The organism is Haloarchaeobius salinus (genome assembly GCF_024464185.1).
Lineage (GTDB): Archaea > Halobacteriota > Halobacteria > Halobacteriales > Natrialbaceae > Haloarchaeobius > Haloarchaeobius salinus.
On record NZ_JANHAU010000002.1, the window covers coordinates 345,490 to 371,156 of the forward strand.

General features: G+C 68.9%; 25 protein-coding genes. 15 read left to right on the top strand and 10 right to left on the bottom strand.

The genetic code is table 11. The features are described from left to right. Positions 1–103 precede the first annotated feature (103 nt). The 3 genes from NO345_RS08295 to NO345_RS08305 form a co-directional block, all read right to left on the bottom strand. The gene (locus tag NO345_RS08295) at positions 104–1,840 is read right to left on the bottom strand and encodes a SipW-dependent-type signal peptide and vWA domain-containing protein (RefSeq protein ID WP_256298236.1); all 1,737 of its coding nucleotides are present in this window, start codon (positions 1,838–1,840) and stop codon (positions 104–106) included. A 98-nt stretch (positions 1,841–1,938) separates the two neighbouring features. Next, positions 1,939–3,606 (bottom strand): VWA domain-containing protein, encoded by a 1,668-nt coding sequence (locus tag NO345_RS08300; protein WP_256298238.1) that lies wholly within the window; start codon positions 3,604–3,606, stop codon positions 1,939–1,941. 103 nt (positions 3,607–3,709) lie between these two features. Beyond that, positions 3,710–5,089, bottom strand: coding sequence for a choice-of-anchor W domain-containing protein (locus tag NO345_RS08305; protein ID WP_256298239.1), 1,380 nt, complete (start codon positions 5,087–5,089; stop codon positions 3,710–3,712). 411 nt (positions 5,090–5,500) lie between these two features. Here NO345_RS08305 and NO345_RS08310 point away from each other — a divergent pair, with 411 nt between their 5' ends. Together NO345_RS08310 and NO345_RS08315 are read left to right on the top strand one after the other, a co-directional pair. Further along, on the top strand, positions 5,501–6,031 hold the full coding sequence (locus tag NO345_RS08310) for a DUF7344 domain-containing protein (protein WP_256298241.1): 531 nt from the start codon (positions 5,501–5,503) through the stop codon (positions 6,029–6,031). Between the two features lie 328 nt (positions 6,032–6,359). Beyond that, positions 6,360–6,929, top strand: a complete 570-nt coding sequence (locus tag NO345_RS08315; protein ID WP_256298243.1) for a DUF7344 domain-containing protein — start codon at positions 6,360–6,362, stop codon at positions 6,927–6,929. An 18-nt stretch (positions 6,930–6,947) separates the two neighbouring features. Here the strand turns inward: NO345_RS08315 and NO345_RS08320 are convergent, their stop codons facing one another. The 3 genes from NO345_RS08320 to NO345_RS08330 all read right to left on the bottom strand — a co-directional run bounded on the left by NO345_RS08320 (position 6,948) and on the right by NO345_RS08330 (position 9,994). After that, positions 6,948–7,502 (bottom strand): DUF8054 family protein, encoded by a 555-nt coding sequence (locus tag NO345_RS08320; protein ID WP_256298245.1) that lies wholly within the window; start codon positions 7,500–7,502, stop codon positions 6,948–6,950. After that, positions 7,499–8,272 carry a nucleotide-binding protein gene (locus tag NO345_RS08325; RefSeq protein ID WP_256298246.1) on the bottom strand — a complete coding sequence of 258 codons (774 nt, stop codon included), beginning with the start codon at positions 8,270–8,272 and terminating at the stop codon, positions 7,499–7,501. Before NO345_RS08325 ends, NO345_RS08320 begins: the two co-directional genes overlap by 4 nt. 180 nt (positions 8,273–8,452) lie before the next feature. Continuing rightward, on the bottom strand, positions 8,453–9,994 hold the full coding sequence (locus NO345_RS08330; protein WP_256298247.1) for a cobyric acid synthase: 1,542 nt from the start codon (positions 9,992–9,994) through the stop codon (positions 8,453–8,455). A gap of 114 nt (positions 9,995–10,108) precedes the next feature. On the opposite strand from NO345_RS08330, the gene NO345_RS08335 reads away from it, so the two are divergent. Further along, positions 10,109–10,606: a LabA-like NYN domain-containing protein gene (locus NO345_RS08335; RefSeq protein WP_256298249.1), complete on the top strand. Its 498-nt coding sequence runs from the start codon at positions 10,109–10,111 to the stop codon at positions 10,604–10,606. A 28-nt stretch (positions 10,607–10,634) separates the two neighbouring features. Here the strand turns inward: NO345_RS08335 and NO345_RS08340 are convergent, their stop codons facing one another. After that, complete coding sequence (locus NO345_RS08340; RefSeq protein ID WP_256298251.1) at positions 10,635–10,811, bottom strand: hypothetical protein; 177 nt, start codon at positions 10,809–10,811, stop codon at positions 10,635–10,637. Positions 10,812–10,987: 176 nt separating this feature from the next. Between NO345_RS08340 and NO345_RS08345 the strand changes: the two genes are divergently transcribed. From NO345_RS08345 to NO345_RS08355, 3 genes are all read left to right on the top strand, one after another. Further along, positions 10,988–11,461, top strand: coding sequence for a PUA domain-containing protein (locus NO345_RS08345; protein WP_256298253.1), 474 nt, complete (start codon positions 10,988–10,990; stop codon positions 11,459–11,461). 126 nt (positions 11,462–11,587) lie between these two features. Beyond that, on the top strand, positions 11,588–11,980 hold the full coding sequence (locus NO345_RS08350; RefSeq protein WP_256298255.1) for a nascent polypeptide-associated complex protein: 393 nt from the start codon (positions 11,588–11,590) through the stop codon (positions 11,978–11,980). Beyond that, positions 11,977–12,699 carry a methyltransferase domain-containing protein gene (locus NO345_RS08355; protein ID WP_256298257.1) on the top strand — a complete coding sequence of 241 codons (723 nt, stop codon included), beginning with the start codon at positions 11,977–11,979 and terminating at the stop codon, positions 12,697–12,699. The genes NO345_RS08350 and NO345_RS08355 overlap by 4 nt, the downstream gene beginning before the upstream one ends. A 463-nt stretch (positions 12,700–13,162) precedes the next feature. On the opposite strand, the gene NO345_RS08360 is transcribed toward NO345_RS08355, so the two are convergent. Then, a complete protein-coding gene (locus NO345_RS08360) occupies positions 13,163–13,993 on the bottom strand; it encodes a M48 family metallopeptidase (protein ID WP_256298259.1) in 831 nt (276 codons plus the stop codon). Between the two features lie 349 nt (positions 13,994–14,342). On the opposite strand from NO345_RS08360, the gene dapA reads away from it, so the two are divergent. The 9 genes from dapA to NO345_RS08405 all read left to right on the top strand — a co-directional run bounded on the left by dapA (position 14,343) and on the right by NO345_RS08405 (position 22,819). Then, positions 14,343–15,260, top strand: a complete 918-nt coding sequence (gene dapA / locus NO345_RS08365; protein WP_256298261.1) for a 4-hydroxy-tetrahydrodipicolinate synthase — start codon at positions 14,343–14,345, stop codon at positions 15,258–15,260. Beyond that, positions 15,260–16,036, top strand: a complete 777-nt coding sequence (dapB, locus tag NO345_RS08370; protein ID WP_368407854.1) for a 4-hydroxy-tetrahydrodipicolinate reductase — start codon at positions 15,260–15,262, stop codon at positions 16,034–16,036. Before dapA ends, dapB begins: the two co-directional genes overlap by 1 nt. After that, entirely contained in the window at positions 16,033–16,860 is an 828-nt protein-coding gene (locus NO345_RS08375) for a 2,3,4,5-tetrahydropyridine-2,6-dicarboxylate N-succinyltransferase (RefSeq protein ID WP_256298263.1), read from the top strand. Before dapB ends, NO345_RS08375 begins: the two co-directional genes overlap by 4 nt. Continuing rightward, positions 16,857–18,188, top strand: coding sequence for a diaminopimelate decarboxylase (gene lysA / locus NO345_RS08380; protein WP_256298264.1), 1,332 nt, complete (start codon positions 16,857–16,859; stop codon positions 18,186–18,188). The genes NO345_RS08375 and lysA overlap by 4 nt, the downstream gene beginning before the upstream one ends. Next, positions 18,185–19,066 (top strand): diaminopimelate epimerase, encoded by an 882-nt coding sequence (dapF, locus tag NO345_RS08385; protein ID WP_256298266.1) that lies wholly within the window; start codon positions 18,185–18,187, stop codon positions 19,064–19,066. The genes lysA and dapF overlap by 4 nt, the downstream gene beginning before the upstream one ends. Further along, on the top strand, positions 19,066–20,181 hold the full coding sequence (locus tag NO345_RS08390; RefSeq protein WP_256298268.1) for a M20/M25/M40 family metallo-hydrolase: 1,116 nt from the start codon (positions 19,066–19,068) through the stop codon (positions 20,179–20,181). Before dapF ends, NO345_RS08390 begins: the two co-directional genes overlap by 1 nt. 300 nt (positions 20,182–20,481) lie before the next feature. Beyond that, positions 20,482–21,435, top strand: coding sequence for an ABC transporter ATP-binding protein (locus NO345_RS08395; RefSeq protein WP_256298270.1), 954 nt, complete (start codon positions 20,482–20,484; stop codon positions 21,433–21,435). Then, complete coding sequence (locus tag NO345_RS08400; protein ID WP_256298272.1) at positions 21,435–22,223, top strand: ABC transporter permease; 789 nt, start codon at positions 21,435–21,437, stop codon at positions 22,221–22,223. Before NO345_RS08395 ends, NO345_RS08400 begins: the two co-directional genes overlap by 1 nt. After that, on the top strand, positions 22,220–22,819 hold the full coding sequence (locus tag NO345_RS08405; RefSeq protein WP_256298274.1) for a TetR/AcrR family transcriptional regulator: 600 nt from the start codon (positions 22,220–22,222) through the stop codon (positions 22,817–22,819). Before NO345_RS08400 ends, NO345_RS08405 begins: the two co-directional genes overlap by 4 nt. Before the next feature lie 3 nt (positions 22,820–22,822). On the opposite strand, the gene NO345_RS08410 is transcribed toward NO345_RS08405, so the two are convergent. Next, on the bottom strand, positions 22,823–23,863 hold the full coding sequence (locus NO345_RS08410; RefSeq protein WP_256298275.1) for a phosphotransferase family protein: 1,041 nt from the start codon (positions 23,861–23,863) through the stop codon (positions 22,823–22,825). Between the two features lie 423 nt (positions 23,864–24,286). After that, complete coding sequence (gene purB / locus NO345_RS08415) at positions 24,287–25,666, bottom strand: adenylosuccinate lyase (protein ID WP_256298276.1); 1,380 nt, start codon at positions 25,664–25,666, stop codon at positions 24,287–24,289. Position 25,667 lies beyond the last annotated feature (1 nt).

The following is a 25,667-nucleotide window of genomic DNA, read 5'->3' on the forward strand; positions in this document are numbered from 1 at the left end:
CGTTGTATTCCCCCCCTCCGGGGAGGACCCACCGACGGAGTCGAACCGTCGACGCACGGGCGCGAACCCGGGCGTTCACCGGTGTGGGTCGTTGTTCGTCGTTCTATGCGGAGGTTTCACCGCTGCCGTCGTTGTGGCGGCACTGCTCGGTGTAGAAGCCGAGGTCGAAGCCGACCGAGTCGCTCTGGACTTCGTTGCCGACCTCCCGGGGGAGCCACCACGCGAAGCCGACGAAGTAGTTCACACCCGGATCGAAGCACTCCCGGTCGGGGTCGTCGGCCGGGTCGTTCAACTCGTCGAACTCCGTCGACAGGTCCCCGTCGAGCGGGATGCCGTTCCCGTCGGCCAGCGCCTCCAGGTCGTCCGCGAGGGTCCCCCGGTGGAACACCTCCTCTTCCATGGCGACGTTCGCAAGGATGTCGTCGAGTATCGGCCCGATATCGCCGATGCTCTCCGCACTGTAGTAGTCCGCGTCCGCGCCCGAGATGTAGTCCCGGAGGTACGCCGAGAGCGTGGTGATAGAGTTCCCATCGCAGTCCTCCGCATCGGGGTTCCCCGTGATCGCCCCGTCATCGTCGATACCGACGGTGAGGATGCGGTGGTCTGCCCTGATGTCGGCTGCGATGGTCGCGGTCTCACAGAGCTCCGCGTTCTCGACGATGGCGTTGCTCGAGTCGCCGTCGGCGTAAGGCCCTGGCGTGTACCCGCCGCCGATGGGGAACTCGTCGTACCCGGCGTTCGGGTAGTTCGGTCCGCCATCGCTGAAGACGATGATGAACGTCTCGGCGTCAGACCGGCCGTTGACGTCGAGTTCCTCGCGTGCGACGTCGAGCGCTGCGGGCATCGGCGTGTTCCCGTTCGCCTCGAGGTCGCTGAACATGGCCGGACCGTCGGCCAGGCTGGTGAAGTCCTCGACCATCCCACCCCCGAACGAGAGGCCACCGACTCTGGCGTTACCCGTGTCGTCCAGCGAGGTCGAGAGATCGTTCGCGAACCCCTCGAGCTGGTCCAGGTCCTCCTGGTCGAGTGACCCGGACGTGTCGACGGCGATCATCACGTCCACCTCGCCGATGGAGGAGTCGATGACGTTGTTCCCGTTCGTGTCGTACCACCAGGCGGTCTGGATGTTCTCGGCGAGTTCGGGCTCCTCCGGCGAGTCGTCGACCTCGCTCTCGGGGTCGGTCAGTCCGTTCTCGGACTCCGAGACGTTCGCCGCCTGGAGCCAGACGTAGCCGGGGTTGTCACAGAGGTGGAAGCTCAGCGTGAACTCCCCGAAGTCGCCGGGCTTCACGTCGTCGAGACTGAGGAGGGGTTTGTAGTCCTCCTCCTCCTCGTTCCAGGTGTCGCCGTTGTCAGTTCTAAGTGCACCCTCAGCGCTTGGGTCGAGGTGCATCGGCAGGTCCGCACCGTGGTCGCACGGCCAGTAGGTGAATTCGTCGTTGTCCATCTCCTGTTGCCCGTCACCGTCCGGGTCCGGGAACGCCTCGATGGCGGTGTTGGCCATGTACGTCGGGATGTCGTCCTCGTGGACCCAGACGTGTGGGTTCTCCGGGTCCGGGAAGCCGACGTAGCCGTCGTCGCCGTCCGGTTCCTCGTACAGGATGTCGTAGTCGAGGCCGTTCGTCGGGTCTTCGAAGCCGAGCAGCTGGGGGTAGGCGTAGTGCTCCTCCCAGTCGACCTTCAGGTCGAGTTCGCCGGCCGCGATGGTGTTCCCGTCGAACGACTCGACGTCGTTGAAGTAGGCACTGGTCCCCAGGCCTGCGCCGACGCTGGCGACGCCCGCCGCGCCGATGCCGGCCAGTATCTTCCGCCGTGAAAGTCCGATGTTCTCGTTGCTCATTGTACCCCCCTCCGGGGAGGACCCACCGACGGAGTCGAACCGTCGACGCGCGGATGTGATACCGAGCGTTCACCGGTGTGGGTCGTGGTCGCCGTCCGTTACGTCGCTGCTATGTTGTCGTTGTTTTCGCCGTTCTCGTCGCTCTGCCCGCTACCGTCGTTGTGGCGGCACTGCTCGGTGTAGAAGCCGAGATCGAAGCTCACGGTGTCGGACTGGACTTCGTTGCCCACCTCGGTGGGGAGCCACCACGAGAAGCCAATGCAGTTGGTCTCGGGTGTCGGCTCGAAGCAACCCCGTTCGGAAGCGTCGGGCTCGTCCTCCAGTTCGTCGAAGTCGTCGCCGCCGTCGCCGTCCAGCGGGATACCGTTGTCTGCGCTGAGTGCGTCCAGTGCGCTTGCGAGATTCCCTTGGAAGAAGATCTCCTCGCCACTCGACGATATCTCGCCACCGATGTCGTCGAAGGCGTCTTCGACCTCCGACTGGGTCGGTGCGTCGAAGAAGTACGTGCTGTCGGGGTCACTCGCGATTTCTTGCATGACGCTGTCATCAGCATCGTCCCCGTACGCGATTGCGTAGATATCTGCAGGGATATTTTTCACTGCCTGGGCTTCGGTACTGTAGTCCCCACCGCTGCTTCCGTTGGACAGGAAGACCATCACCTTCTGTGCGCCAGAACGGTGCCCGCCGCTCGCCGTGATCTGGGGGGAAACGTCGTTCCCGGTCAGTTCCTCGTTACCCGCATTTAGCGCGTCCGAGAAGTCGGTCCCTCCGCCAGCAGTCAGACCATCGACAGCAGTCTCGATGTCGGAGTAATCTGTCGTCAGGCCCTGTTGAAGGTACGCACTGGAGTCGAACGAGACCAGGCCGACCTTCGTTCCGGGGTTCGAGAGGACTTCGGAAGCGAGCGCTTTGGCACCGTTCTTGGCGGCATCGAACTTTCCAGTCTCGAAATCCATCGACCCGGACTCGTCCAGCACGATGACGACGTCGACTTCCTCAGTGGTACCTCCGGAGCCGCTGTCGACCAGATTGTCACAGTCGTCGTCGTACCACAGGGCCGTCTGGATGTTCTCGACGAGTTCCACGACACCCTCCTCCTCGTCCTCGCTTTCGCCCTCGGGTTCGGTAACGCCGTTCTCGGAGGCGTCGACGTTCGCCGCTTGCATCCAGACGTAGCCCGGGTTGTTGCAGAGATGGAAGCTCAGCGTGACCTCGCCGAAGTCGCCGGGTTTGACGTCTTCGAGTTCGATCAGCGGGTCCCCAGGTTCAGTCGCCGCGTTCTCCGTCCGGGAATCCGAGCTGAGCCCGCCGCTCTCGCCACCGACGTCAGCGAGCACGTCACAGGCGTCCTCCTCGTCGAACTCGTCCTGGATTCCGTCGTCGTCCTCGTCGGGGAACGCCTCGATGGACGTGTTGTCCATGTACGCGGGCACGTCGTCGTTGTGGACGTACAGGAGCGGGTCGTAATCGCTCGTGGCCTCGACCCCCGGCGGGAACGCCGTGTAGTTCTCTGGATCCTCGGGATCTATCGTGACGTCCAGCCCGTCGGTCGGATCACCCATATCGTAGAGCTGTGGGTAGTTGTAGTGCTCTTCCCAGTCGACCTTCATGTCGAGCGAGCCTGCAGTGAGCGTGTTCCCCTCGAACGACTCGGTGTCGCTGAAGTACGCGCTAGTCCCCAGCCCTGCGCCGACGCTCGCGACGCCCGCTGCGCCGATGCCGGCCAGTATCTTCCGCCGTGAGAGTGCGATTGGTTTCTCTGACATCGTATCTCCCCCCATACGGGGAAGACCCACCGGCGGAGTCGAACCGCCGTGGCATCGCAGATATCAGCGATACCGTGCTCCGAATGGGTCGGCCGCGGTTGGTTCAGTCGACGTGGACGTCCATCGCGACGTTCTCGCCGGTTGCGCCGGCGAACTCGATGTTCACGTCACCGGTGAGCGTCCAGTCGACGGTCGTGTCGACATCCGTGATGTGCAGGTGCGTGGGACTCGTTCCGTCACCGCTCGCGGAGACGCTTGTCGCACCGCTCGGCGAGGTCCCGTTGAGCATCACGTTGCTCACGTCGACACTCGAGCCAGCAGTGTTGGCCTTCGCGGTAATCCCCAGTTCGTCGGCCGAGCCGTCGCCCGTCGACGCCTGGTCGTCCAGCCCGGTGTACGTCGCCGAGGAGAGCGACGAGCCGCCACTGTCGTACAGCGTGATCGTCCCCTCGTTCGCGTCCGAGTCGTATTCGACGGAGAACGAGCCCTCGAACGTGTCCGGCCAGTCGTACTGGTCCTGGTTGTAGTCACCGCCAGCAGCATTGTTTCCGATGTAGAGCTCGCCCTGTGCTGCGCCACCTCCGGGGCCATCGCCAGCCTTCAGGCGACCGAACCACGTCTCGGCCTCGTCGCCGAACTGGAACTTGCCCCAGTCCTCACCGCTGGTCGACGTGATACACGGGTTCACGTCGCCGTCGTTGTGGCGCGACTGCACCGCGACGAACGAGAAGTCGAACTCGACGGAGTCTGTCTGGATCTCGTTACCGACGTCGGTCGGGACCCACCACTCGACGCAGACGCAAGGACCTGCCGTCTCGTTCGAGGACTCGACGCCCGGGAAGGGGCTCCGGTCGTCCTCCTCGAGGTCGCCGTCGAGTGCGACACCATTGTCGAGCTGGGACATGACCTCCCCGAGCGTCCCTTCGAGGATGACGATCGGCTCCTCGTCGTCGTCGAGGATCGGGTCGCCGTCCTCGTCACAGTACGTCAGCGAGACCATCATCGCGTCGGCGAGTTCGCCCTCGCCGTCGATGTCCCCATCCGGGTCGTAATCGTTGTCCTCACCGTCCGCGTCGGCCTCCGGCTCAGTGACCGAGTTCTCGTCGTTGGCGGTAAGCTCCCCACACATCCACATCCACGCGGGGTTGTCGACGATGGAGAAGCAGAGTTCCCCTTCGCCGGAGTCCCCGGGCTTCAGGTCGTCCACGTCGATGGTGAGCGCTTCACCGTCGGGGTCCTCGCCGAAGGTGTCGCCCTGGATGACGCCGTCGATTTCGTAGTCACCGTAGCTGCCCTGGTCCTCCTCGTAGTCCACGTGGACGTACAGGTCGAGCGAGCCAGCTTCGAGGATGTTTCCGACGAACGATTCTGTGTCGCTGAAGTACGCACTCGTACCGAGTCCTGCGCCCGCGGACGCGACGCCGATGGCACCGAGGCCACCGAGGACGCGCCGGCGCGACAGTCCGATTTTCTTGTCTGACATTGTAGTTTCCCCCCGAACCCCCCTCCAGCGGGGGCGTTCGGTTGTCGTTTACATGCAGAGATACCCCCGTAGTTATCCGTCACCACGTCACCGTTCAATCCCGGAATTGAGGTCGAGAGCGGCCTCGAACGGCGCGATACAGGTGGGTAAACGACCGCTTCCCCGAGCGGGGGCGGTCACGACCGACGACGGTCGGTGGTCGGCGGGGGTGTTATCAGACTCCTAAACACTCGATATCGGCCGACTGCGTCGGGGCGAACCAGCGTGTCAGAGCACCGATAACGTGTCATAAGTGGACACGTCGGATCACCCCCCGAAGTACAACGCTCGCATACCGAACCCGTATGCTCCTCATGGTGACGGTGCTTCCACCCGTCGGACCGAACAGCAGACCCTGGGGAGGGGGGAGATATGTTCAGGACGGACACACTACCGGAGGGGACGATATACGAGGTACTGGCGAACGACCGTCGACGGGAGACGATCAGACACCTCACCGTCGAGTCGTCGGGCGAACCGACGACGCTGCACGAGCTCTCACAGGAGATCGCGGCGAGCGAGACGGGCGAGTCACCGCCCCCGCGCGCCGCGCGCGAGAGCGTCTACAACTCGCTGCATCAGACGCACCTGCCGAAGCTCGAGGAGCTGGGCGTCGTGGACTACGACCGGGAGGCCCGGGAGGTCCACCCGAGCGAGCACGCGCGCGACGTCGACCAGTACATGGAGGTCGTCACGAGCCACGGCGTCACCTGGAGCGAGGTGTACCGGAGCCTCGGCGTCGCCTCGCTGACGCTGGTGCTCTGGTCGCTCGTCGGCCTCCCGGTGGTCTCGGCGGTCGATCCGGTGCTGTGGACGAGCGGGTCGCTCGCGCTGTTCGCCCTGCTGGTCACCTACCAGCTCTGGACGAACCGGTGGTACATCCGACAGAGCCTGCGGGACTGAGCCGTCCACCGCGCGTGCGACCGCCACGGTGGGGCTCCACACACCGGTATATACACCCACGCGAAACAGTTCGTGTCTCCGGACCTCTGTGCCGTGTCGAGCACGCATCGGCCTGTGTGCGTTCCGACCAATCGACTGGAGGGGGGTGCGCTCCGGAGTCCTCGATAGCGCTCGGTACCCGGCCGCAGCCTGTCGATTTCGGGCGAGAATCGATCTGCTAACGCGGTGTTAGGACAGACCTGTAGTACCCGTGAACAGTGATAGAGAGTGAACAGTTGGCTCCCTTTATAGTGACGTACGTCGCCGGAGTGTCTGGGGGGGAACTAGCTTGCAACTCGATCAGCCCGAACTATCTACCACAGGCGGAGCCGAACCGACGAACCGAGACACGACACTCTCGCAGGACAGCGTCTTCACCGTCCTGTCGAACGCGCGTCGTCGGTTCGCGATCAAGTACCTGAACCAGCACGCGACGGACGAACGCGTCGAGCTGCGCGACCTCGCGGAGCAGATCGCGGCCTGGGAGAACGACATCCCGGTCGAGGAGGTCACCTACAAGCAGCGCAAGCGGGTGTACACGTCACTGTACCAGTCGCACCTGCCGAAGCTGCACGAGCTCGACGTGGTCGAGTACGACTGCAACCGCGGGACCATCGAACGGACCGACACCGTCGACGAACTCGACGTCTACCTGGAGGTGCTCGAGGGGGACGAGATACCCTGGAGCGACTTCGCGGTCGGCGTCGCGGCGGTCAACGCGGCGTTCGTGCTCGCGGCGGCGACGGGTGTCATGCCGTTCTTCGGCGGCAACGGCTTCGCCACGGCGGCGGTCGGTGCCGGACTCTTCCTCGTCGTGGCGCTCGCACACACCGTGTACACGCGTCGTCGGCGACTCTGAGGACGCCGACCGCACGGCTCAGTTTTCGTCGCTGTCGACGAGTGCGTCCGTGAGGTCCCACTCCCGTGCCTTCCGACGGGCCTCCTCGCGTGCCCGGTCGCGGATGGCGTCCAGTCGCTCCTCGTCGGCGAGGAACGCCGCCACCGGGTCCGAGGGTGCCGCGTCGTCGTCCGTCCACGCCGGTGGCGCGGCCGCCCGGGTCCGTTCCGCGAGCTCCGAGTCTCCGGCGAGCCGTTCCGCCGGCGCGTCCGGGGAGACGACGAGCTCGCCCGCGTCGGGGACGTCCTCGATGGCGGCCCGGTCGACCGCGTAGCAGTCGGCGCTGTACGGCCCGGCCCCGGCGACGTCGGCGAGCGCGGACGTGCCGCCGCGCTCGGTACCGGTGTGGTACGCGAGCCGGGGCACGCCGTCGGCGAGTGTGAGGACGCACGCGTCGTCGTCGCCGCCGAGCAGCGCGTCGGCCGGTTCGAGGACGAGGTAGCCGGTGTGTGCCGCGTCGAGCGCCCAGGCGAGCGTGTCGTCGGGAGCTGTCGCGGTGCGCGAGCGCACGAGGTCGCCGCGCGGGAGCCTCATGGCTGCTCGGGGACGACCGCGCTCCGGAAGCGTGCGGCCACGTCGTCGGCGTCCTCGTCGCGGATCTCGATCCCGGCGGCGGCCTCGCGGAACGCCGCGGCGGCCGCTGATCCGGGGGCGTGTGCGAGCAGCGGCTCGCCGGCGTCACGGGCCTCGCGGGCGGCGTCGGCGTCGGGGACGCTCGCGAGCACCGGGCCGTCGAAGTAACGCTCGGTCTGCTCGGCGATGCGCTCGACGCTGTCGTCGTCGTGGACCTTGTTGAACAGGACGCCCGCGCCCTCGGTGCCGTAGGAGCGGGCGTACTCCTGCACCTTCAGGCCGTCAGAGAGCGCTGGGACCGTCGGTTGGAGGACGACGACGATGCGGTCGGCGAGCACGACGGGGAGGACGGCGCTGACGCTGCCGAGGGCGGCCGGGGAGTCGAGCAGGAGCACGTCGGTGTCGCTCGCCAGCTCGGCGACCACGTCGCGCAGGCGGGTCGGGTCCGCCTCGCGGAAGCCGTCGAGCGAGGTGCCACAGGGGACGACGTCCATCCCGAAGCGGTGGTAGACCGCGTCCTCGACCGCCACGTCGGCGTCGCCGAGCAGCAGGTCGTGGAGCGTGACGGGTGCGTCGGCGAGGCCGGCGTGGAACAGCAGGTTCGCCATGCCGGTGTCGGCGTCGACGACGGTCACGTCGTGGCGCTCCGCGAGCGCCATCCCGAGCGCGAGCGTCGCCGTCGTCTTGCCGGTGCCCCCCTTGCCGCTCGCCACGGCGACGGCTTCGACCATACCACGACTGCTGCCCGTCCGTACAAAGAGGTTACGTGTCGCTACAGGATGAAAGAAAACCGATGGGGGAATCGGTAGGGGGGAGTAGCTGCCATCCACGCCGAGCGTGTGACTGGCCGGGGGGTGCCCCAACCACGTGTACGGAGACGGCCCCCGCTAGTAACTGTTGTGGCCGATACGTCAGTAATTAACACACACTCCGGCGGCAGACAACAACGCGTCCACGTCGACCGACTCGCGGAGGAGCGTCGCCGTGCTGTCGTACGGATCTCCGGCCTCTGAGTCGGTGTCTGCCCCGGCCCGACCGGCCTCCACACCGACGGCCGCCAGCAGCCCTCGTCGTGCGACCCCGTTCCCGAACAGTCCGTGGAGGTAGGTGCCACAGACGTTCCCGGCCGACGCACCGAACGCCGCGCTCGCCTTGCCGTCGACCGCGAACGGCGTCTCCACGGCGGCGACGGCGCGCGTCTCGCCCATGTGTATCTCGTAGCCCGACGCGGTCCCGGTCGCCCCCGCGAGCGGGCCGACGCCGTCGAGCTCGTACGTCGCCCGACGAACCGCCTTCTCGTGGTCGAAGCGCGTGACGACCGGGAGCAGGCCGAGGCTGGGTACTGCGTCGGCCTCGCCCGCGCCGACCGACTCGTCGCGGCCCTCGACGCTCGCGTTCTCGATGCGCTCGCCGAGGAGCTGGTAGCCGCCGCAGAGGCCGACGACCGGGCCGTCGAACTCGGCGAGTGTGTCGCCGAGCCCCGCGTCGCGGCAGGCCAGCAGGTCGTCGACCGTGTTCTTCGTCCCCGGGAGGACGACGGCGTCGAGGTCGCGCAGGTCGTCGCCGGGCGGCACGTACACCACCCGGACGCCCGGCTCGCGGGCCAGTGGCTCCACGTCGGTGACGTTCGACGCCCGCGGGAGCCGGACGACGCCGACCCGGACCGGGTCGTCGTGCTCGTCCCGCCCCACGACGTGTCGCTCGCCGACCGCCGGGAGCGCGACGCTGTCCTCCTCGGGGAGCCCGGGATCGTCGTACGGGACGACGCCGAGTATCGGCACGCCGGTCCGGTCCTCGAACTCGCGGAGGCCGGGTTCGAGGATGGCCTCGTCGCCGCGGAACTTCGTCACCACCGCGCCGACGACCCGGTCGCGCACGTCGTCGGGCACCAGTTCGAGCGTCCCCACGAGCGACGCGAACACGCCGCCGCGCTCGATGTCGGCGACGAGGACGACGCTCGCGTCGGAAAAGCGCGCGGTCTCGACGTTCGCCAGGTCGCGGTCGTGGAGGTTGATCTCCGCGATGCTGCCCGCACCCTCGGCGACGACCACGTCGTGCTCGCCGGCAAGTCTCTCGTGGGCCCGCTCGGCCGCCTCGCGCGCGGTGGCCCAGTGCTCGTCGTAGTACGAGCCCGCCTCGTACGTGCCGACCGCGCGACCGTCGACGACGAGCTGCGACGCGCCCGAACCGCTGGGCTTCAGCAGCACCGGGTTGTGGTCGGTCGTCGGCTGGACCCCGGCCGCCCGGGCCTGGACGTACTGCGAGACGCCGATCTCGCCCCACGCCTCGTCGACGTGCGGGGCCGGGACCGCCCGCGCGTTGTTCGACATGTTCTGGGCCTTGAACGGGGCCACGCGCACCCCACGGTCGGCGAGCAGTCGGCAGAGCCCGGCCGCGACCGTCGACTTGCCGACGTGGCTCGCCGTCCCGGCCACCAGTATCGTCGCGGACACACTCTGGGTGTCGGGGACGCCGAGCAAAGGGGTTGCTGTCGCGGTGCCCCGTCGTCACGAGCCCCCGGGACACCGAGATAAAGTGCTTTCAGGGAGCCCGCACGAGGTTCATCCATGACCGAGATTCACTCCGGCCAGCGCGTCGCCATGCTCGTGGACGCGCAGAACCTCTACCACACGGCACAGAGCATCTACACCCGCAACATCGACTACTCCGCCCTGCTGGAGAAGGGGGTGCAGGGGCGCGAACTCACCCGGGCCATCGCGTACGTCATCCGGGCGGACTCGCCCGAGGAGGAGAGCTTCTTCGAGGCGCTGGAGGATATCGGCTTCGAGCCGAAGATCAAGGACATCAAGACGTTCTCGGACGGCTCGAAGAAGGCCGACTGGGACGTGGGGATGAGCCTCGACGCGGTCACGCTCGCGAAGAAGGTCGACACGATGATCCTCTGTACGGGCGACGGCGACTTCTCGCGGCTCTGCTCGCACCTGCGCCACGAGGGGGTGCGCGTGGAGGTGATGGGCTTCGAGAGCTCGACGGCGGACGAGCTCGTCGAGGCGACCGACCGGTTCATCGACCTCTCCGACCGGCCGGAGACGTTTCTACTCTGACGCTGCGGACCGGAGAAGAATCGCCCGTTCAGACGGGGCGACCGCCCTCGGACGTACCGACGAGCAGCGCGCCGGCCGCCATCGCGAGCGAGGCAGCACCGCCGGCGAGCATCGGGATGGGGCTCCCGGGTGAGCCCATCATGAGCAGGATGGCCGAGCTCAGGAACAGGAGCACCGCCCCGAGCGCGATCTTGGTCGTGTTCATTTCGTGTTGTGACTGGCAGAGAGCCCGCATATATGTTTCTCTTGTTCTTCACTTCGAAGAATGGTAACAGTACGCATGACTCTCCGTGACGAGATCCTCGGTGAGTGTGGCTGCCGCTCGCATCCCCACAGCACGGGTTCGACACGCGTTTATCCGCGGCCACGCAACGCCGGGGTATGAGCGACGAGGACCACGACGTCCCCGACCTGCGGACGCTCGCGGACTACCAGTTCGGGGCCGGTGCCGGCGCGGCGCTGTTCCCCGCCACCGACGACCTGGAGGTGCGCCGGACCAGCTCCGGCCGCCCCGAGCAGGTCATCGCCGACGAGGGTCGGCTGGTCAGCCACGGCGTCGACGGCCGGTTCACGCTGGGTCTCGCTGGCGGCCGCCGGCTGCACGACTCCCTCGACCACCCCACGGCACGGGTCGTCGTCGGCGACGACAGCGAGCCGTTCGTCCGCGAGGGGAAGAACGTGTTCGCGAAGTTCGTCCGCGAGGTCGACCCCGCGGTGCGCCCCGGCGACGAGGTCTGTGTCGTCCACCACGACGGCCACCTGCTCGCGGTCGGCCGCGCCGAGCTCGACGCCGGCTCGATGTGCGACTTCGAGTCGGGGATGGCCGTCTTCGTCAGGAGCGGCGCTGGCGACTGACCGGCTGCCGGTCACGCATCGTCCGAAACCCGACCGGCCGTAACGGTACCAGCCGACGGCGACGCCCACCCCCGCGCCGCCCCGGAGTTCGTCATGTTTTTGCCGGTACGTGCGCTGGTTCCGGGTATGTTCGGAGGAGGCGGCGGGCTCAACCCCCGCAAGATGAAGCAGATGATGAAGCAGATGGGGATCGACGTCACCGAGATCGACGCCGAAGAGGTCGTCATCCGCACGGAGGAGCACGACCTCGTCTTCGAGGACGCCGAGGTCACGAAGATGGACGCTCGCGGACAGGAGACCTACCAGATCGTCGGCGAGCCCTCGGAGCAGGCCCACGGCGAGCTCGAGTCCGGCGACGCCGGCGCTGACGCCGACAGCGACGAAGACGACGACGGCGGCATCCCGCAGGACGACATCGACATCGTCGTCGCACGCACGGGTGCCCGCGAGGACGAGGCCCGCGCCGCGCTGAAGGCCAACGACGGCGACCTCGCCGCGGCCGTCGACCAGCTAGAGTGAGCGTCGTCCTCGTCCACGGCGACCGCGAGTACCTCGTCGCGCCCGGCGACGAGCTCCAGACCGACCTCGGCGTGCTGGAGGTCCCCGAGGACCCCGAACCGGGAACCACGCTGGAGACCCATCTCGGCGAGCCCTTCACCGTCCGTGCATTGCGTGGCCCCGACCTCTTCAGCCACTTCGAGCGCACCGGCGCGCCGATGATGCCCCGCGACATCGGCCTCGTCATGGGCGAGACCGGCGTCGGCGAGGGCGACCGCGTCCTCGACGCCGGTACCGGGACCGGCGTCCTCGCCGCCTACCTCGCCCGCGCGGGCGCACACGTCGTCACGTTCGAGCGCGACGACGAGTTCGCCGACGTCGCTCGCGAGAACATGCGCCTCGCCGGCGTCGACGACAGGGTCGACGTCCGCAGCGGCGACGTCCGCCCCCACCTCGACGACCTCGGCAACTTCGACGTCATCACACTCGACACCGGCGACGCCGCCGACGTGGTGGCGCGCGCACCCGGACTCCTCGACAGCGGCGGCTTCGTCGCGGTCTACTCCCCGTTCGTCGAGCAGACCCGGGCCGCCGCCGAGGCCGCCCGCGAGGCCGACCTCTCGGGTGTGACCACCTACGAGACCATCCAGCGCGAGATGCAGTTCGACGACCGCGGGTCGCGGCCGTCGACGCGCGGCGTCGGGCACACCGGCTACCTGACGTTCGCGCGGTACGAGTAGCTGTTTTCGTGTAGATTTGTTTTCGGAGGTCGTTCTCCTGCAGTGGGGGCATCACCTGGGGTTCGAACACGCAGAAAGCCCCGAGCGTCTCGACTCCCGGGACTGGCGAGACTCCTCCGTCGTCTCGCTGCCCTCCGCTCGCAGGCTCGCGGAGAACTCGCTGCGATCTTCGTGGCTGCGGTCCTTGCTTCGGCCGGGTTCGTCGAGACGCTCGCCCCTTTCAGTCCCACCCCGCACAGCACCACGACCGCACCTCACGCCTCCCCAGCCTCTTCGCTCGGTCGCAGGCTCCCTCGCTCATCCCTCGCGCGCCGGCGGCTCGAGGCCTCGCGATGCTCGACACGCTCGCCAGCGCGCGCCGGCGGTGAAAAGTTTACAATATATGTAATCTATTAACCGGTTCGACCGCGACGCCACCGGCTACTCGAACGACGAAGAACGACGGAAACCCCGGAACCGGAATTCAGCTCTGCAGCCGCTCGATGCGCTTCTCGACCGGCGGGTGGGTCGCGAGGACCCGCCGGAGGAGGCTCTTGTCGCTGTCGAAGATGCAGAGCGCGGCGGTGCTGCTGTCGATGCGGGTCTCGCCGGCGTTCTCGCTGCTCACCTGGATCTTCTGGAGCGCGCGGGCGAGCGGGTCGCCGCTGCCGACGTACTGGCGGGCGTCGGCGTCGGCGACGTACTCGCGGTACCGGGAGATGGCGAGCACGAACACCATGACGAGCATCTGGGCGACCATGCCGGCGATCCAGCCGAGGATCCAGTCGACGATGGCGTTGTCGCCGGCGAGGATGACGACCCATTGGACGGCCATGCCGATCATGGCGGCGATGGACTGGCCGACGACCATCGTCACGACGTCCCGGTTCTTGATGTGCGCGAGCTCGTGGGCGAGGACGGCCTCGACCTCGTCCGGTTCGAGCACCTGCAGGAGCTCGGTGGAGACGACGACGACGCCCGCACCCTTCCGGCCGGTCGCGAAGGCGTTGGGGACGCCCATCCGGGCGAGCTTGAGCTCGGGCTTCTCGATGCCCATATCGTCGGAGAGGTCCTCGACCATGCGGTGTATCTCGCGGAACTCCCCCTCCGGCATGTCCTGTGCGCCGACGCTGCGGAGCGCGGCCCACTTGCCGATCTTGTACTGGACGCCGACGAACAGCAGCGTCCCGACGGCGACGAACGGCCAGACGCCCGTGCCGAACACGCTGAGAGCGACGAGCGCCAGCGCCGAGTAGAAGCCGAACAGGATGGTCCCGACGAACGCCATCCTGAGTTTGAGACCTGTGTGTTGCATACCCGGCGGGTAACGGTGCGTCCCTCTTAAATGCCGTCCAAAGGTGACACGGGTTCCCGCGGAGTGTGACCGGTTTCCACGTCACCGCGACCCATGTCACTCGCTTCGACCCGCGACAGCTTCTGCCGGGCAACACAAGCGTTATATCGGTCGCGCACCGTGAACCATGTGATGACCACCGCCGCTCCCATCCGGGCTCGACCCGAGACGAGCGGCGCGTTCGGTTTCGGCTTTACAGGGAAATTCTATACACGGTAAGTGCTCGGTGCGGGCGTGGCGACCCCGTTCCGGGTGCACTCGACTTCTGAACCGTGTGACGACCGACGACTCCCGACGAAACCCGAACGAAATGACGACAATCGAACTCAGTGGCGTCTACCCCGCCATCACGACACCGTTTCACGACGACGGCAGCATCGACTACGACACACTCCGCGCGAACGTCGGGCGCCTCGAATCGGCAGGCGTCGACGGCATCGTCCCCGTCGGCTCGACCGGCGAGTCCGCGACCCTCAGCCACGACGAACACGTCGACGTGGTCGCGGCCGTCGCCGACACCGTCTCCGACGTGCCGGTCATCGCCGGCTCCGGCAGCAACAACACCGCCGAGGCGCTCTCGCTCTCGCGCCGGTCCGTCGAGGCCGGTGCCGACGCGCTCCTGCTCATCTCGCCGTACTACAACAAGCCCGAGCAGCGCGGACTGGTCGAGCACTACCGCACCATCGCCGACGAGGTCGACGTCCCCCAGATCGTCTACGACGTGCCCTCGCGCACGGGGCAGGGCCTCGCGCCCGATACCGTCGTCGAGCTCGCGAGCCACGAGAACATCGCGGGCTTCAAGGCCGCGACCGGTGACCTCGGCGAGATCAGCGAGATCGCAGAGCGCACGCGCGACGAGGAGTTCGCGGTGCTCTCCGGCGACGACGGCCTGACGCTGCCCATCTGCTCGGTCGGTGGCGTCGGCACCATCTCGGTGGTCGCCAACGTCGAGCCGGAGCGGACCTGCGCACTCGTCCAGGCCGCCCTCGACGACGACTACGAGCGTGCCCGCGAGATCCACCACGAGCTCGCGCCGCTCACCCGTGGACTGTTCGTCGAGACCAACCCCATCCCGGTGAAGGAGGCGCTGCACATCCGGGGCCACGCGCCGCCGCACCTGCGCCTGCCCCTCACGCGTCTCTCCGAGGAGCACGTCGAGCCGCTGGCGGACCTGCTGGCCGAGCTCGAAGACGCCGCGGACGCGCACCTCGCGGAGGTGGGCAACTGATGCGACTGGCCGTCACGGGCACGTCCGGACGGATGGGCGGTGAGGTACTCGCCGCCGCGGCCGACCGCGCGGAGAGCGTGGTGCTGGCCGTCTCGTCCGACCCGGCTGCCGTCGATACGGGGGCGGTCGACGCGGAAACGGAGATCGTCGCGGACGCCGACCTCCCCGCCGCGCTCGCGGCGCACGAGGTCGACGTCCTCGTCGACTTCACCGCACCGGACGCCCTCGCCGACTCCGCCGCCGCCTGCGCCGACGCCGGCGTCGCGCTCGTGACGGGTACCACCGGGCTGACCGACGACCACCGGGGCGCACTGGCCGACGCGGCCGGGTCCGTCCCGGTGCTCCACGCGCCGAACTTCTCGAAGGGCGTCGCCGTCCTCACCCAGCTCGTGGGCGAGGCCGCCGCCGCACTCGCGGACTACGACGTGGAGCTCGTCGAGGCCCACCACGACGGCAAGACCGACGCCCCCTCCGGCACGGCGCTCTCGCTGCTCGACGCCGTGGACGACGCCCGCGGCGAGTCGCCGCGCGTCCACGGGCGCGAGGGCGAAGCACCCAGAAGGGAGGGCGAGATCGGCGTCCACGCCGTCCGCGCGGGCGACGTGACCGGGATGCACGAGGTGTGGCTCGCCGGCGGTCGCGAGGAGCTCCGGCTCACCCACCGCGCCGAGTCGCGCCGCGTGTTCGCCGAGGGCGCGCTCGACGCCGCCGCGTGGCTCGCCGGACGCGACGCGGGCGAATACAGTTTCGCCGAAGTGCTGGAGGTGGGCGCATGAGCCTCGAATCCGATATCCGGGACCTCTGGGCGCGCCACGAGGCCGACGAACTCGACGCGCACGCCCCCGAGACCCACGACGTGCTCCACGCGCTCCTCGACGCGCTCGAAGCCGGCGAGGTCCGCGCCGCGGAGAAGCGCGACGGGTCCTGGGAGGCGAACGAGTGGGTGAAGCAGGGCGTCCTGCTCAACTTCGTCTGCCACGACATCGCCGCCTACGACTACGGCGGGGTGACGTACAACGACGTGCTCCCGCTGCAGGACACGAGCGACCTCGGCGCGCGCGGCAGCCGGAACACGCCCGATGGCACGGTCGTCCGGGCGGGCGCGCACATCGGCTCGGACTGCATCATGATGAGCCCGAGCTTCGTCAACATCGGCGCGCACGTCGGCGACGGCACGCTCGTGGACTCCTGTGACACCGTCGGCTCCTGCGCCCAGATCGGAGCGAACGTCAAGCTCGGCGCGAACACGCTCATCGGCGGCGTCCTCGAACCCGTCGAGGGCGCGCCGGTCGTCGTCGAGGACGGCGTCTCGCTCGGGGCTGGCTGTCGGGTCACCTCGGGCTTCGTCGTCGGCGCGAACTCGGTCGTCGGGGAGAACACGCTGCTCACGCCCCGGATTCCGGTGTACGACCTCGTCGAGGAGGAGATCCTGTACGGCGAACTCCCGCCCGAGCGCCGGGCGTTCCAGCGCTTCGTCGAGTCCTCGCTCGGCGAGCACGACCTCATCGACGGCGGCGCGTACAAGCCCGCCGTCGTCGCCACCGGACTGGAGGCAGAGACGCTCGAAGCAACCCAGCGCGAGGAGGTGCTGCGCGAATGAACGGCGAGGTCGCGCGGGACGACCGCGACGAAGCCGGTGGAGACGCTCACGGCAGCGCCGCCGCTGGCGCACCGTTCGACGACGGCCCCGCGGCCGAAGGTGGCCCCGACATCCGCCGGCTCGACGACTGGGATGCGGGCGTCCTGCGTGACCTCGTCGCCGACTTCGGCGGTCCGCTGTACGTCCTCGACCTCGACCGCGTCCGGGAGAACTACCGCCGGCTCGCGGCGGCGTTCCCCGACGCCGACGTGTACTACGCGGCGAAGGCCAACACGCTCGGCCGGACGCTCGCCGCGCTCGCCGACGAGGGCGCGGGCGTCGAGTGTGCGAGCGCCGGCGAGGTGCTCCGTGCGCTCGACGCCGGCGTTCCCGCCGACCGTGTCCAGTACACGGCGGTCAACCCGCCGGCGCGCGACCTCGACCTCGTCGTCGACCGATGGCGCGAGCACCCCGGGCTGACCGTCACGGTCGGCGCGCTCGACACGCTCGACCGGCTCGCCGAGCGCGGCTACGACGGCCGGCTCTGCCTGCGCGTCACGCCCGGCGTCGGCGCGGGCCACCACGAGAAGGTCCGCACCGGCGGCGACGCCACCTTCGGCGTGCCGTACGACCGCGCTGGTGACGCGCTCGCCGCCGCATCCGACCGCGGCTTCGACGTGGTCGGCATCCACGCCCACGCCGGCTCGGGCATCACCGACGCCGCGGACCTCGCGGCCCACCGCGAGCTCGTCGGTCGGATGGGCGACCTCGCTCGCGAGGCCCCAGTCGACCTGGCGTTCGTCGACGTGGGCGGCGGCTTCGGCGTCCCCTACCACGAGGACGACGCACCGCTCGACCTCGACGCCGTCGCCGCAGCCACCCGCGACGCCCTCGGCGACGTGGACGCGACGCTCCGGGTCGAGCCCGGCCGCTACGTGGTGGCCGACGCGGGCGTGCTCCTGACCACGGTCAACACCGTGAAGGAGACGCCCGACACCGTCGTCACCGGCGTCGACGCCGGCATGACGACGCTCGCGCGCCCGGCGATGTACGGCGCGTACCACGCGATTCGGAACCTCTCCGCGGACGGCCGCGAGACGGTCCCCCAGACCGTCGCCGGCCCCATCTGCGAGAGTTCGGACACGTTCTGTACGGACCGCCCGCTCCCCGCCCCGGAGCGCGGCGACACGCTCGCCGTCGGCAACGCCGGCGCGTACGGCTACGAGATGGCGAGCCACTACAACTCCCGCCCGCGACCAGCCACGGTCTCTATCGCGGCGGGGACGGCGACGCTCGCGCGACGGCGCGAGACGCTCGCCGACGTCACGAGACCGGAGGTACCAGAATGAGCATCTCACAACGACACGTACGATACGGCAAGTACAACGGCACCGGCAACGACTTCATCGTCGTCGACGCGGACGAGTACGTCCCCGACCGGGGCGCGTTCGCGGCACACCACTGCGACCGCACCGACGGTATCGCAGGCGACGGCGAGCGCGCCGGCGCGGACGGCGTGCTGTTCCTCGCGCTCGAGGAGAAGTACAGTCCACCACGCGTCGTCATGACGCTCGTCCAGCCCGACGGCTCGACCGCCGAGATGTGCGGCAACGGCGCACGCGTCGCCGCCGAGTGGGCGATGGCCCGCACCGGCGCGAGCGAGGTCATGATCGACACGCAGGCCGGCACCCGCCACGCACGACGGGTCGACGGGCCAGACGGCGGGCCCGAGGTCGCTATCGAGATGGGCGAGCCATCGTTCGCACCGGAGATCGTCCCGCTGGACCGCGACGAACCGCTCGTCGAGGGCCAGCTCGGGGGCTACGCGGTCACCGGCATCAACACTGGTGTCCCGCACGCGGTCATCTTCGTCGACGACGTCGACGCGGTCGACCTCGCGGCCGACGCGCCGCCCATCCGACACCACGACGTCTTTCCCGAGGGCGCGAACGTCACGTTTGCCGCCCCTCGCGACGACGGCGGCTACGACCAGCGCACGTTCGAGCGCGGCGTCGAGGGCGAGACGCTCTCCTGTGGCACCGGCGCGGTCGCCATCGCCGCCGTCGCCGCCCACCTCGGGCGCTGCGAGGACGACGTGGCCACCGTCTCGCCGCCGGGCGGGGACCTCCGCGTCGAGGTGCCGGACGACGGCCCGGCCGTCCTCTACGGGCCGGTCGCCCACGAGTTCGACGGCGAGGTGCCGGTGACGCCGCCGACGGCCGACTGATGGGCGAGGCGTTCGACCCGGTCGAGTTCCTGCAGCGGGCGGTGCCGGTCGCGTCCCACGAGGACGTCTCCGAGATGCGGACGCTCCTCGTGGACGAACTGGCGACACACGGCGTCGATGCGACGGTCGACGACGCCGGCAACACCCTGGCGACACGCGGGACGGGGCACCCGCACGTCGTCCTGAACACGCACATCGACACGGTCACGCCGCACGTCCCCTACGAGTACGACGCCGATGCTGGCGTGGTTCGGGGGCGCGGGTCCTGCGACGCGAAGGGCCCACTGGCGGCGCTGCTCGCGGCCTTTCTCACGGTCGACCCCGGCGACGGCCGGGTGACACTCGCGGTGACACCCGACGAGGAGGTGCTGTCGACCGGCGCGCACCACCTCGTCACGGGCAACGACGGTGAGCCCGTCGACGCTATTGCCGACGCCGACGCGTTCGTCGTCGGCGAGCCGACGAATCTCGACGTCTGCACCGCTGCGAAGGGCCGGTTCCAGGGGACGGTGACGCTCTCGGGCGAGAACGCCCACGCCGCCGAACCTGACTCGGGAGTCAACGCCGTGAGCGCGCTGGCGCGGGTGCTCGACGCGCTGGCGACGTTCGACGAGCGCGACGACGCGCCCGGGACGCACCCGCAGCTCGGCGGGGCGACGCTGACGCCGACGACCGTCGAGGGCGGGTCGGCGACGAATCAGGTGCCGGCGTCGGCCCGGCTGGTGCTGGACCGGCGCTCGGTCCCGCCGGAGGCGGCCGAGGGCTTCCGGGCGGCGCTGCTCGACCACCTCCGCGAGGCGGTGCCCGGCGACGTGGGGGTCGACTTCGCCTTCTCCGACCGCGAGACCCCGTTCCTCGGGCCCTGGGCGACCGACGAGGACGCGGCCGTCGTCCGGGCGATGCGCGAGGCTGGCGCTCGCGAGGCCCGGCCGTTCACCGCCGCGACGGAGGCGTCGTACTTCGCCGAGCACGCGCCGACGGTCGTCTTCGGTCCCGGAGTGCTAGCCGACGACGAGGGAGCGGTGGCGCACGCGCCGCGGGAGTACGTCACCGTCGTGGCCGTCGAGGAGGCGGCGGCGGTGGTGACGGACGCGGTCGACGCGCTGGTCGGCTGAGCGCGGCGCGGCAGCTACCGACTTCGACTGGCGAACAGGCGGCACGTCTGCTGCCGTACCGGGTGTGCCGCACTCCCGCCCTGGCCACGGTACGGCGGTGCTCAGACCACGCCGGGTCTGGTCGCGTGCCGGTACTTGAACCCCCGCCCGGAGCGGATAGCGTTGTCGGGGAAACTATCTCGGGTGCGGTAGCTCGCCCTGTGGCCCGTCCTGTATCGGAACCCGGTGCTTGAGGCCACAACGCGGTTCAAAAATATCTGAACGGAATATTTATGAGTTCACGTATCGAATATCCGAATTATGAGCGCGATATCGGTGGACGGGCTGACGAAGGAGTACGGCGACGTCCTCGCCAACGACGCGGTGTCGTTCGAGGTCGCCGAGGGCGAGACGTTCGGCTACCTCGGTCCGAACGGGGCCGGGAAGACGACGACCATCAGGACCCTGATGGGATTCCAGTCGCCGACCGCGGGGACGGCGACGGTGCTCGGTGCGGACGTACGTGACGAGGCTGCGCTCGTCGAGGCGAAGGCGAACGTCGGCTACCTCCCGTCGAACCCCGGCTTCGACGAGACGGCGACCGGGATGGAGATACTCGACCTCCACGCGTCGGTCAAGGGTGATCCGCGCCGCGCGGAACTGCTCGACCTGTTCGACGTCCCCGTCGAGCGGAAGATACGGAGCTACTCGACCGGACAGAAGCAGAAGCTCGGGCTCGTGCAGGCGTTCATGCACGACCCCGACCTCGTCGTGATGGACGAGCCGACCGCGGGGCTTGACCCCCTCGTCCAGCAGCGGTTCAACGAGTTCATCCGCGACGAGACGGCGGACGGGACGACCGTCTTCCTCTCCTCGCACGTCCTGAGCGAGGTGCGACGGGTCTGTGACCGGGTCGGCATCATCCGCGACGGCCGCATCGTCACGGTCGAGCGCGTCGGCGACCTGCTCGACCGCAGTGGGAAGTTCGTCCGGCTCGCCGTCGCCAGCGAGGTGGGCGCGGACGACGTCACGCTCGACGGGGTCCACGACGTCTCCGTTCGGCCCGTGGACGGCGTCGCCGCCGAGGCGGCCGCTGGTGGCGCGGGCGGGACCGTCACCGCGACGGCGACCGAACTCACGTTCACCTTCACGGGCGACCTGAACGCGTTGGTCGACTTCGTGGCCGACTTCGAAGTGCTCGAACTCGATGTCGAGGAGGCTCCGCTGGAGGAGATATTCATGCGGTTCTACGACGACGGGGAGGTGACCGCCTGATGTTCGAGTTCGCGTGGTACCACGGCCGTCGACGGATAAAGGGTGCGGGCGCGCTGACCGTCGGCCTCGGCCTGATGACGGCGCTGTACGTCTACATGTTCCCGACCATCACCAGCGAGGTGAACCTGGACGAGTACGTCGAAGCGTGGCCGCCCGCGCTCCGGGAGGCGTTCGGCGTGGAGTCGCTTTCGACCATCGAGGGGTTCCTCGCGACGGAGCTGTACGCCTTCGGCTGGGTCATCCTGCTCGGGCTGTACGTCGCCTACAGCGCGGCGTCGCTCGTCGCCGACGACGTGGAGCACGGCCGGATGGACATGACGCTCTCGCTGCCGGTGACCCGGTCGCGCGTACTGCTGGAGAAGTTCGCGTCGATGCTCGTGCCGGTGTTCCTCGTGAACCTGGTGATGCCGGTCATCGTCTACGTCGGTGTGCTGGCCATCGACGAGTCCATCCCCGTCGCGGACCTCGTGATGGTGCACGCGCTGTCGATCCCGTACCTGCTCGCGGCGGCGTCGGTCGGGCTCCTCGCGTCGGTCGCGTTCGACCGGGCGAGCATCGCCCAGCGCGCCGCGATGGGCGTCGTGTTCGGGCTCTTCCTCGTCGACTCAGTCACCTCGAGCACCGACTTCGCGTGGCTCGGGGCGCTCTCGCCGACCCGCTACTACGACCCGGCCGCGATCCTCGTCCGCAGCAGCTGGGACCTCCAGGGGGCGGGTATCCTGCTCGTGGCGACGCTCGTGCTCGTGCTCGTCAGCCGGGAGCTGTTCCGGCGGAAGGACATCCAATGAGCGGCGGGTTCAGCGACGCCGAACGCGAGCGGATCCGCGAGGGGCTCGTCGCCGAGGGTCGAGAGCTGTTCAGCCGCTACGGCCTGTCGAAGACGACGCTCGCCGACCTCACCGACCCCGTCGGGATCGCGACGAGCACGTTCTACCAGTTCTTCGACTCGAAGGAGGCACTCTACCTCGAAATCCTCGACCGAGAGGGGGAGAAACTGCTCCCGCAGATGCTCGCGCCGTTCGAGGAGCACGACGACCCCGAGGACGCCATCGTCGGGTTCCTCACCACGTTGCTGGACGAGATAGAGACGAACCCGCTGGTGCGACAGCTCGTCATCGAAACCGACGAGCTCGACAGGCTGCGCGAGCACCACACCGGGACGGAGCTGCGCGAGGAGCGCGAACGGAGCCTCGCGTACTTCCTGCCGTACGTCGAGGCGTGGTACGAGGCGGGGCAGGTGGAGGGGCCGAGTCCCGAGGTCGTCGCGAACGCCATCCGGTCGGTCTCCTTCCTGACGCTGCATCGGGAGGACATCGGCCGGGACCGCTACCGGGAGACGCGGGACCTCGTCATCCGGGCGGTGGCGAAGGGCCTGACAGCGTAGGCGCTACGCCTCCCACCGGGCGCAGCGCTCGTGGACGGTCGTCCGAAGCCGGTCGGCCGCCGCCTCGCGCTGCGGCTCGGGCACGCCGAACACGTCGAGCGCGTCGTCGAAGTTGAACAGCTCGTGGCAGTCGACGAGTAGCTGGTAGGCCGTGCGGTTCGACTCGAGGCGGTCGGTGACCGTGTCGGGGGCGGCCTCGCGGTAGCCCGCGACGAGGGCGGCACGGATGCGGCCGTGCTGGTCCGGCGCGTCGGGCGTGAACGACCAGGAGCCGCCGGCCAGACTGCGCTCGACGAACGCGAGGTCGTAGGCGGGCGTGCCGGCGAACTGGAACTCCCAGTCGAGGAACGCCGTCGTCTCGCCGCTGTCGGGGTCGACGAGCAGGTTGTCGAGCGAGTGGTCGACGCGACAGACGGTCGGGTCGGCGGGGTCGTCGACCGCCTCGATGGCGGCCTCGACCGCCGGTTCCACCGTCGTCTGGAGGTCGGCGAAGCGCGTCTCGTCCAGTCCGTCGACGACGCCCTCGACCGACGCCCGGAGGCAGGCCGTCCAGTCGTCGGTCGCGTCGGTGACGACGAGCTGGTCGGTGTCGCCGCTCGGGCGACCGCCCGCGAGCGCCTCGTCGTACTCGACGCCGACGTAGCCGTAGCCGTCGACGGCGTCCATCGCGTGCAGGCTGGCGAGATGCCGGCCGGACGAGCGTGCGAGGGCGTCGATTCGGTCGTCGGGCAGCCCGCCGAGGCCGGTCCGGTCGAAGTCCTCGCCGGGTACCCGCGACGAGAGGAAGAAGGGGGCCGGGAGCGCGTCGTGCTCGTCCACGACCCCGAACACCTCGGGGACGGGAACGGTGGTGTGTTCGTCGACGATGGCGAGCATCCGTGCCTCCACGTCGCAGCTAGCCGGTTTGCCCTCGGGCGTCGCCTTGAGGACGCAGTCGCGCGGTCCGCTCCCGGTCTCGACGGTGAGCAGGTAGACGATCTGGTGGCCGGCCGTCGCGGGCGTCGATTCGGTTATCTGCCAGTTCGGTTCGATCAGCTGTACCATCCGTTGAATCGTGTCGCTATCCGCGGTTCTGTCGTAGTTCATCTGTCGTGTGTCTCTGTGGTTCGTGTCTGCTGACTGTGCGTGGTCGTGGAGGCGATGCGTCGGTCGTCGGGACGGTCCGTGGTGTCGGGTGTGGAAGCGTGCATGGCTGGCTGGTCGCTGTGTTGCGATGGTGCGGAGCCCAGCGTGCGAGCCGTCGACGTGCGACGGCCGGTCGGCTGGCTACTGGTGAATACGGAAGAACACCGCCGACGCGGACGCTATCGGGGGGTCACGGTCGGCGGGAACCGGCGTCGAGTCCAGTCGGGGCTACGCGGTTGTCGGGGTCGGCGGACCCGACGGCCGGGCGAGTTCAGTGACTCATCGTTGCCAGGAGTGTCGGGAACCGCTGTAAAATCCTTTGTGGAGGTGTGCGGACCGTTGTCAGTCGAGTTCGTCGACGAGTTCGCTCCCGACGCCGACGTAGCCGGCCGGGGTGAGCGCCTTCAGTTCCTCGCGGACGCTCTCGTCCACGTCGAGGTCGTCGAACAGGTCGTGGAAGTCGTCGAGGGTGACGCGCTTGCCCCGGGTGAGCTCCTTGACGCGCTCGTAGGCCGCGGTGTCGCCCTCGCGCCGGAGGATGGTCTGGACGGCCTCGCCGATGACCTCGGGGGTCGATTCGAGGTCGTCGCGGGCGACCCGTTCGTTCGGCACGACCTTCGCGAGCCCGCTCCCCGTCTTGCCGTAGGCGACGAGGCAGTGGGCGAACGCCGCGCCGATGTTGCGCTTGACCGTCGAGTCGGAGAGGTCGCGCTGGAGCCGGGAGGTGGTGACGTAGTCCGCGAGGAACGTGAGGTCCGAGTTCGCCTTCGAGAGGTTGCCCTCGCTGTTCTCGAAGTCGATGGGGTTGACCTTGTGGGGCATCGTCGACGAGCCGGTCTCGCCGGCCGTGGTCTCCTGGCCGAGGTACCGCTTGGAGACGTAGAGCCAGGCGTCGCGGTCGAAGTCGAGCAGGACGTTGTTCGCGCCCCGCACCGCGTCGAAGACGGCGGCGAGGTCGTCGCAGGGGTTGACCTGCGTCGTCAGCGGCTCGTGCGCGAAGCCGAGGCCGGTGACGAACTCGCGGCTGAACGCACGCCAGTCGACGTCGGGGTAGGCGGCGACGTGGGCCGCGAGCGTCCCGGATGCCCCGCCGAGCTTGCCGGTGACGTCCTCGGTGGCGGCGCGGATGCGGGCCTCCGCACGTCCGAGGCGGGCGGCGTAGACGGCGAACTCCTTGCCGAACGTCGTGGGGGTGGCGGGCTGGCCGTGGGTGTGGGCGAGCATCGGCACGTCGCGGTGCTCGCGGGCCATCTCGGTCAGCGTCTCGCGGATGGACGCGAGTTCGGGCAGCAGCACGTCTTCGACGGCCCCACGGACGAGCAGCCGGTGGGCGAGGTTGTTCACGTCCTCGCTGGTCAGGCCGAAGTGGATCCACTGCGCGGCGTCGAGGTCGTCGGGCAGGTGCAGCCGGACGAAGTACTCGACGGCCTTCACGTCGTGGTTCGTCGCGGGGAGGTCCTCGTACCCCGCCGTCTCGATGGTCTTGACGAGCTCGGCGTCCTCGCTGTCCCAGTCCTCGTAGAGCGACCGGAGTGCGGCGCGCTGGTCGGCGTCGATGGCCAGCGGCGTGGCGTCGAGGTCGGCGAGCGCGAGCAGGTACTCGACTTCCACGTGCACGCGAGCGCGCAGGAGCGCGGACTCGCTGGCGTACGGCGCGAGCGGACGTGTGCGACCGGCGTAGCGACCGTCCAGCGGCGAGACGGCGTCGAGGGGGTCGGGCATA

Excerpts from the sequence above, each read along its gene's own strand:
- NO345_RS08295 (WP_256298236.1), bottom strand. The coding sequence starts at position 1,840 with ATGAGCAACGAGAACATCGGACTTTCACGGCGGAAGATACTGGCCGGC.
- NO345_RS08300 (WP_256298238.1), bottom strand. The coding sequence starts at position 3,606 with ATGTCAGAGAAACCAATCGCACTCTCACGGCGGAAGATACTGGCCGGC.
- NO345_RS08305 (WP_256298239.1), bottom strand. The coding sequence starts at position 5,089 with ATGTCAGACAAGAAAATCGGACTGTCGCGCCGGCGCGTCCTCGGTGGC.
- NO345_RS08310 (WP_256298241.1), top strand. The coding sequence starts at position 5,501 with ATGTTCAGGACGGACACACTACCGGAGGGGACGATATACGAGGTACTG.
- NO345_RS08320 (WP_256298245.1), bottom strand. The coding sequence starts at position 7,502 with ATGAGGCTCCCGCGCGGCGACCTCGTGCGCTCGCGCACCGCGACAGCT.
- NO345_RS08325 (WP_256298246.1), bottom strand. The coding sequence starts at position 8,272 with ATGGTCGAAGCCGTCGCCGTGGCGAGCGGCAAGGGGGGCACCGGCAAG.
- NO345_RS08335 (WP_256298249.1), top strand. The coding sequence starts at position 10,109 with ATGACCGAGATTCACTCCGGCCAGCGCGTCGCCATGCTCGTGGACGCG.
- NO345_RS08340 (WP_256298251.1), bottom strand. The coding sequence starts at position 10,811 with ATGAACACGACCAAGATCGCGCTCGGGGCGGTGCTCCTGTTCCTGAGC.
- NO345_RS08345 (WP_256298253.1), top strand. The coding sequence starts at position 10,988 with ATGAGCGACGAGGACCACGACGTCCCCGACCTGCGGACGCTCGCGGAC.
- NO345_RS08350 (WP_256298255.1), top strand. The coding sequence starts at position 11,588 with ATGTTCGGAGGAGGCGGCGGGCTCAACCCCCGCAAGATGAAGCAGATG.
- NO345_RS08360 (WP_256298259.1), bottom strand. The coding sequence starts at position 13,993 with ATGCAACACACAGGTCTCAAACTCAGGATGGCGTTCGTCGGGACCATC.
- dapA (WP_256298261.1), top strand. The coding sequence starts at position 14,343 with ATGACGACAATCGAACTCAGTGGCGTCTACCCCGCCATCACGACACCG.
- dapB (WP_368407854.1), top strand. The coding sequence starts at position 15,260 with ATGCGACTGGCCGTCACGGGCACGTCCGGACGGATGGGCGGTGAGGTA.
- NO345_RS08375 (WP_256298263.1), top strand. The coding sequence starts at position 16,033 with ATGAGCCTCGAATCCGATATCCGGGACCTCTGGGCGCGCCACGAGGCC.
- lysA (WP_256298264.1), top strand. The coding sequence starts at position 16,857 with ATGAACGGCGAGGTCGCGCGGGACGACCGCGACGAAGCCGGTGGAGAC.
- dapF (WP_256298266.1), top strand. The coding sequence starts at position 18,185 with ATGAGCATCTCACAACGACACGTACGATACGGCAAGTACAACGGCACC.
- NO345_RS08390 (WP_256298268.1), top strand. The coding sequence starts at position 19,066 with ATGGGCGAGGCGTTCGACCCGGTCGAGTTCCTGCAGCGGGCGGTGCCG.
- NO345_RS08395 (WP_256298270.1), top strand. The coding sequence starts at position 20,482 with ATGAGCGCGATATCGGTGGACGGGCTGACGAAGGAGTACGGCGACGTC.
- NO345_RS08400 (WP_256298272.1), top strand. The coding sequence starts at position 21,435 with ATGTTCGAGTTCGCGTGGTACCACGGCCGTCGACGGATAAAGGGTGCG.
- NO345_RS08405 (WP_256298274.1), top strand. The coding sequence starts at position 22,220 with ATGAGCGGCGGGTTCAGCGACGCCGAACGCGAGCGGATCCGCGAGGGG.
- NO345_RS08410 (WP_256298275.1), bottom strand. The coding sequence starts at position 23,863 with ATGGTACAGCTGATCGAACCGAACTGGCAGATAACCGAATCGACGCCC.
- purB (WP_256298276.1), bottom strand. The coding sequence starts at position 25,666 with ATGCCCGACCCCCTCGACGCCGTCTCGCCGCTGGACGGTCGCTACGCC.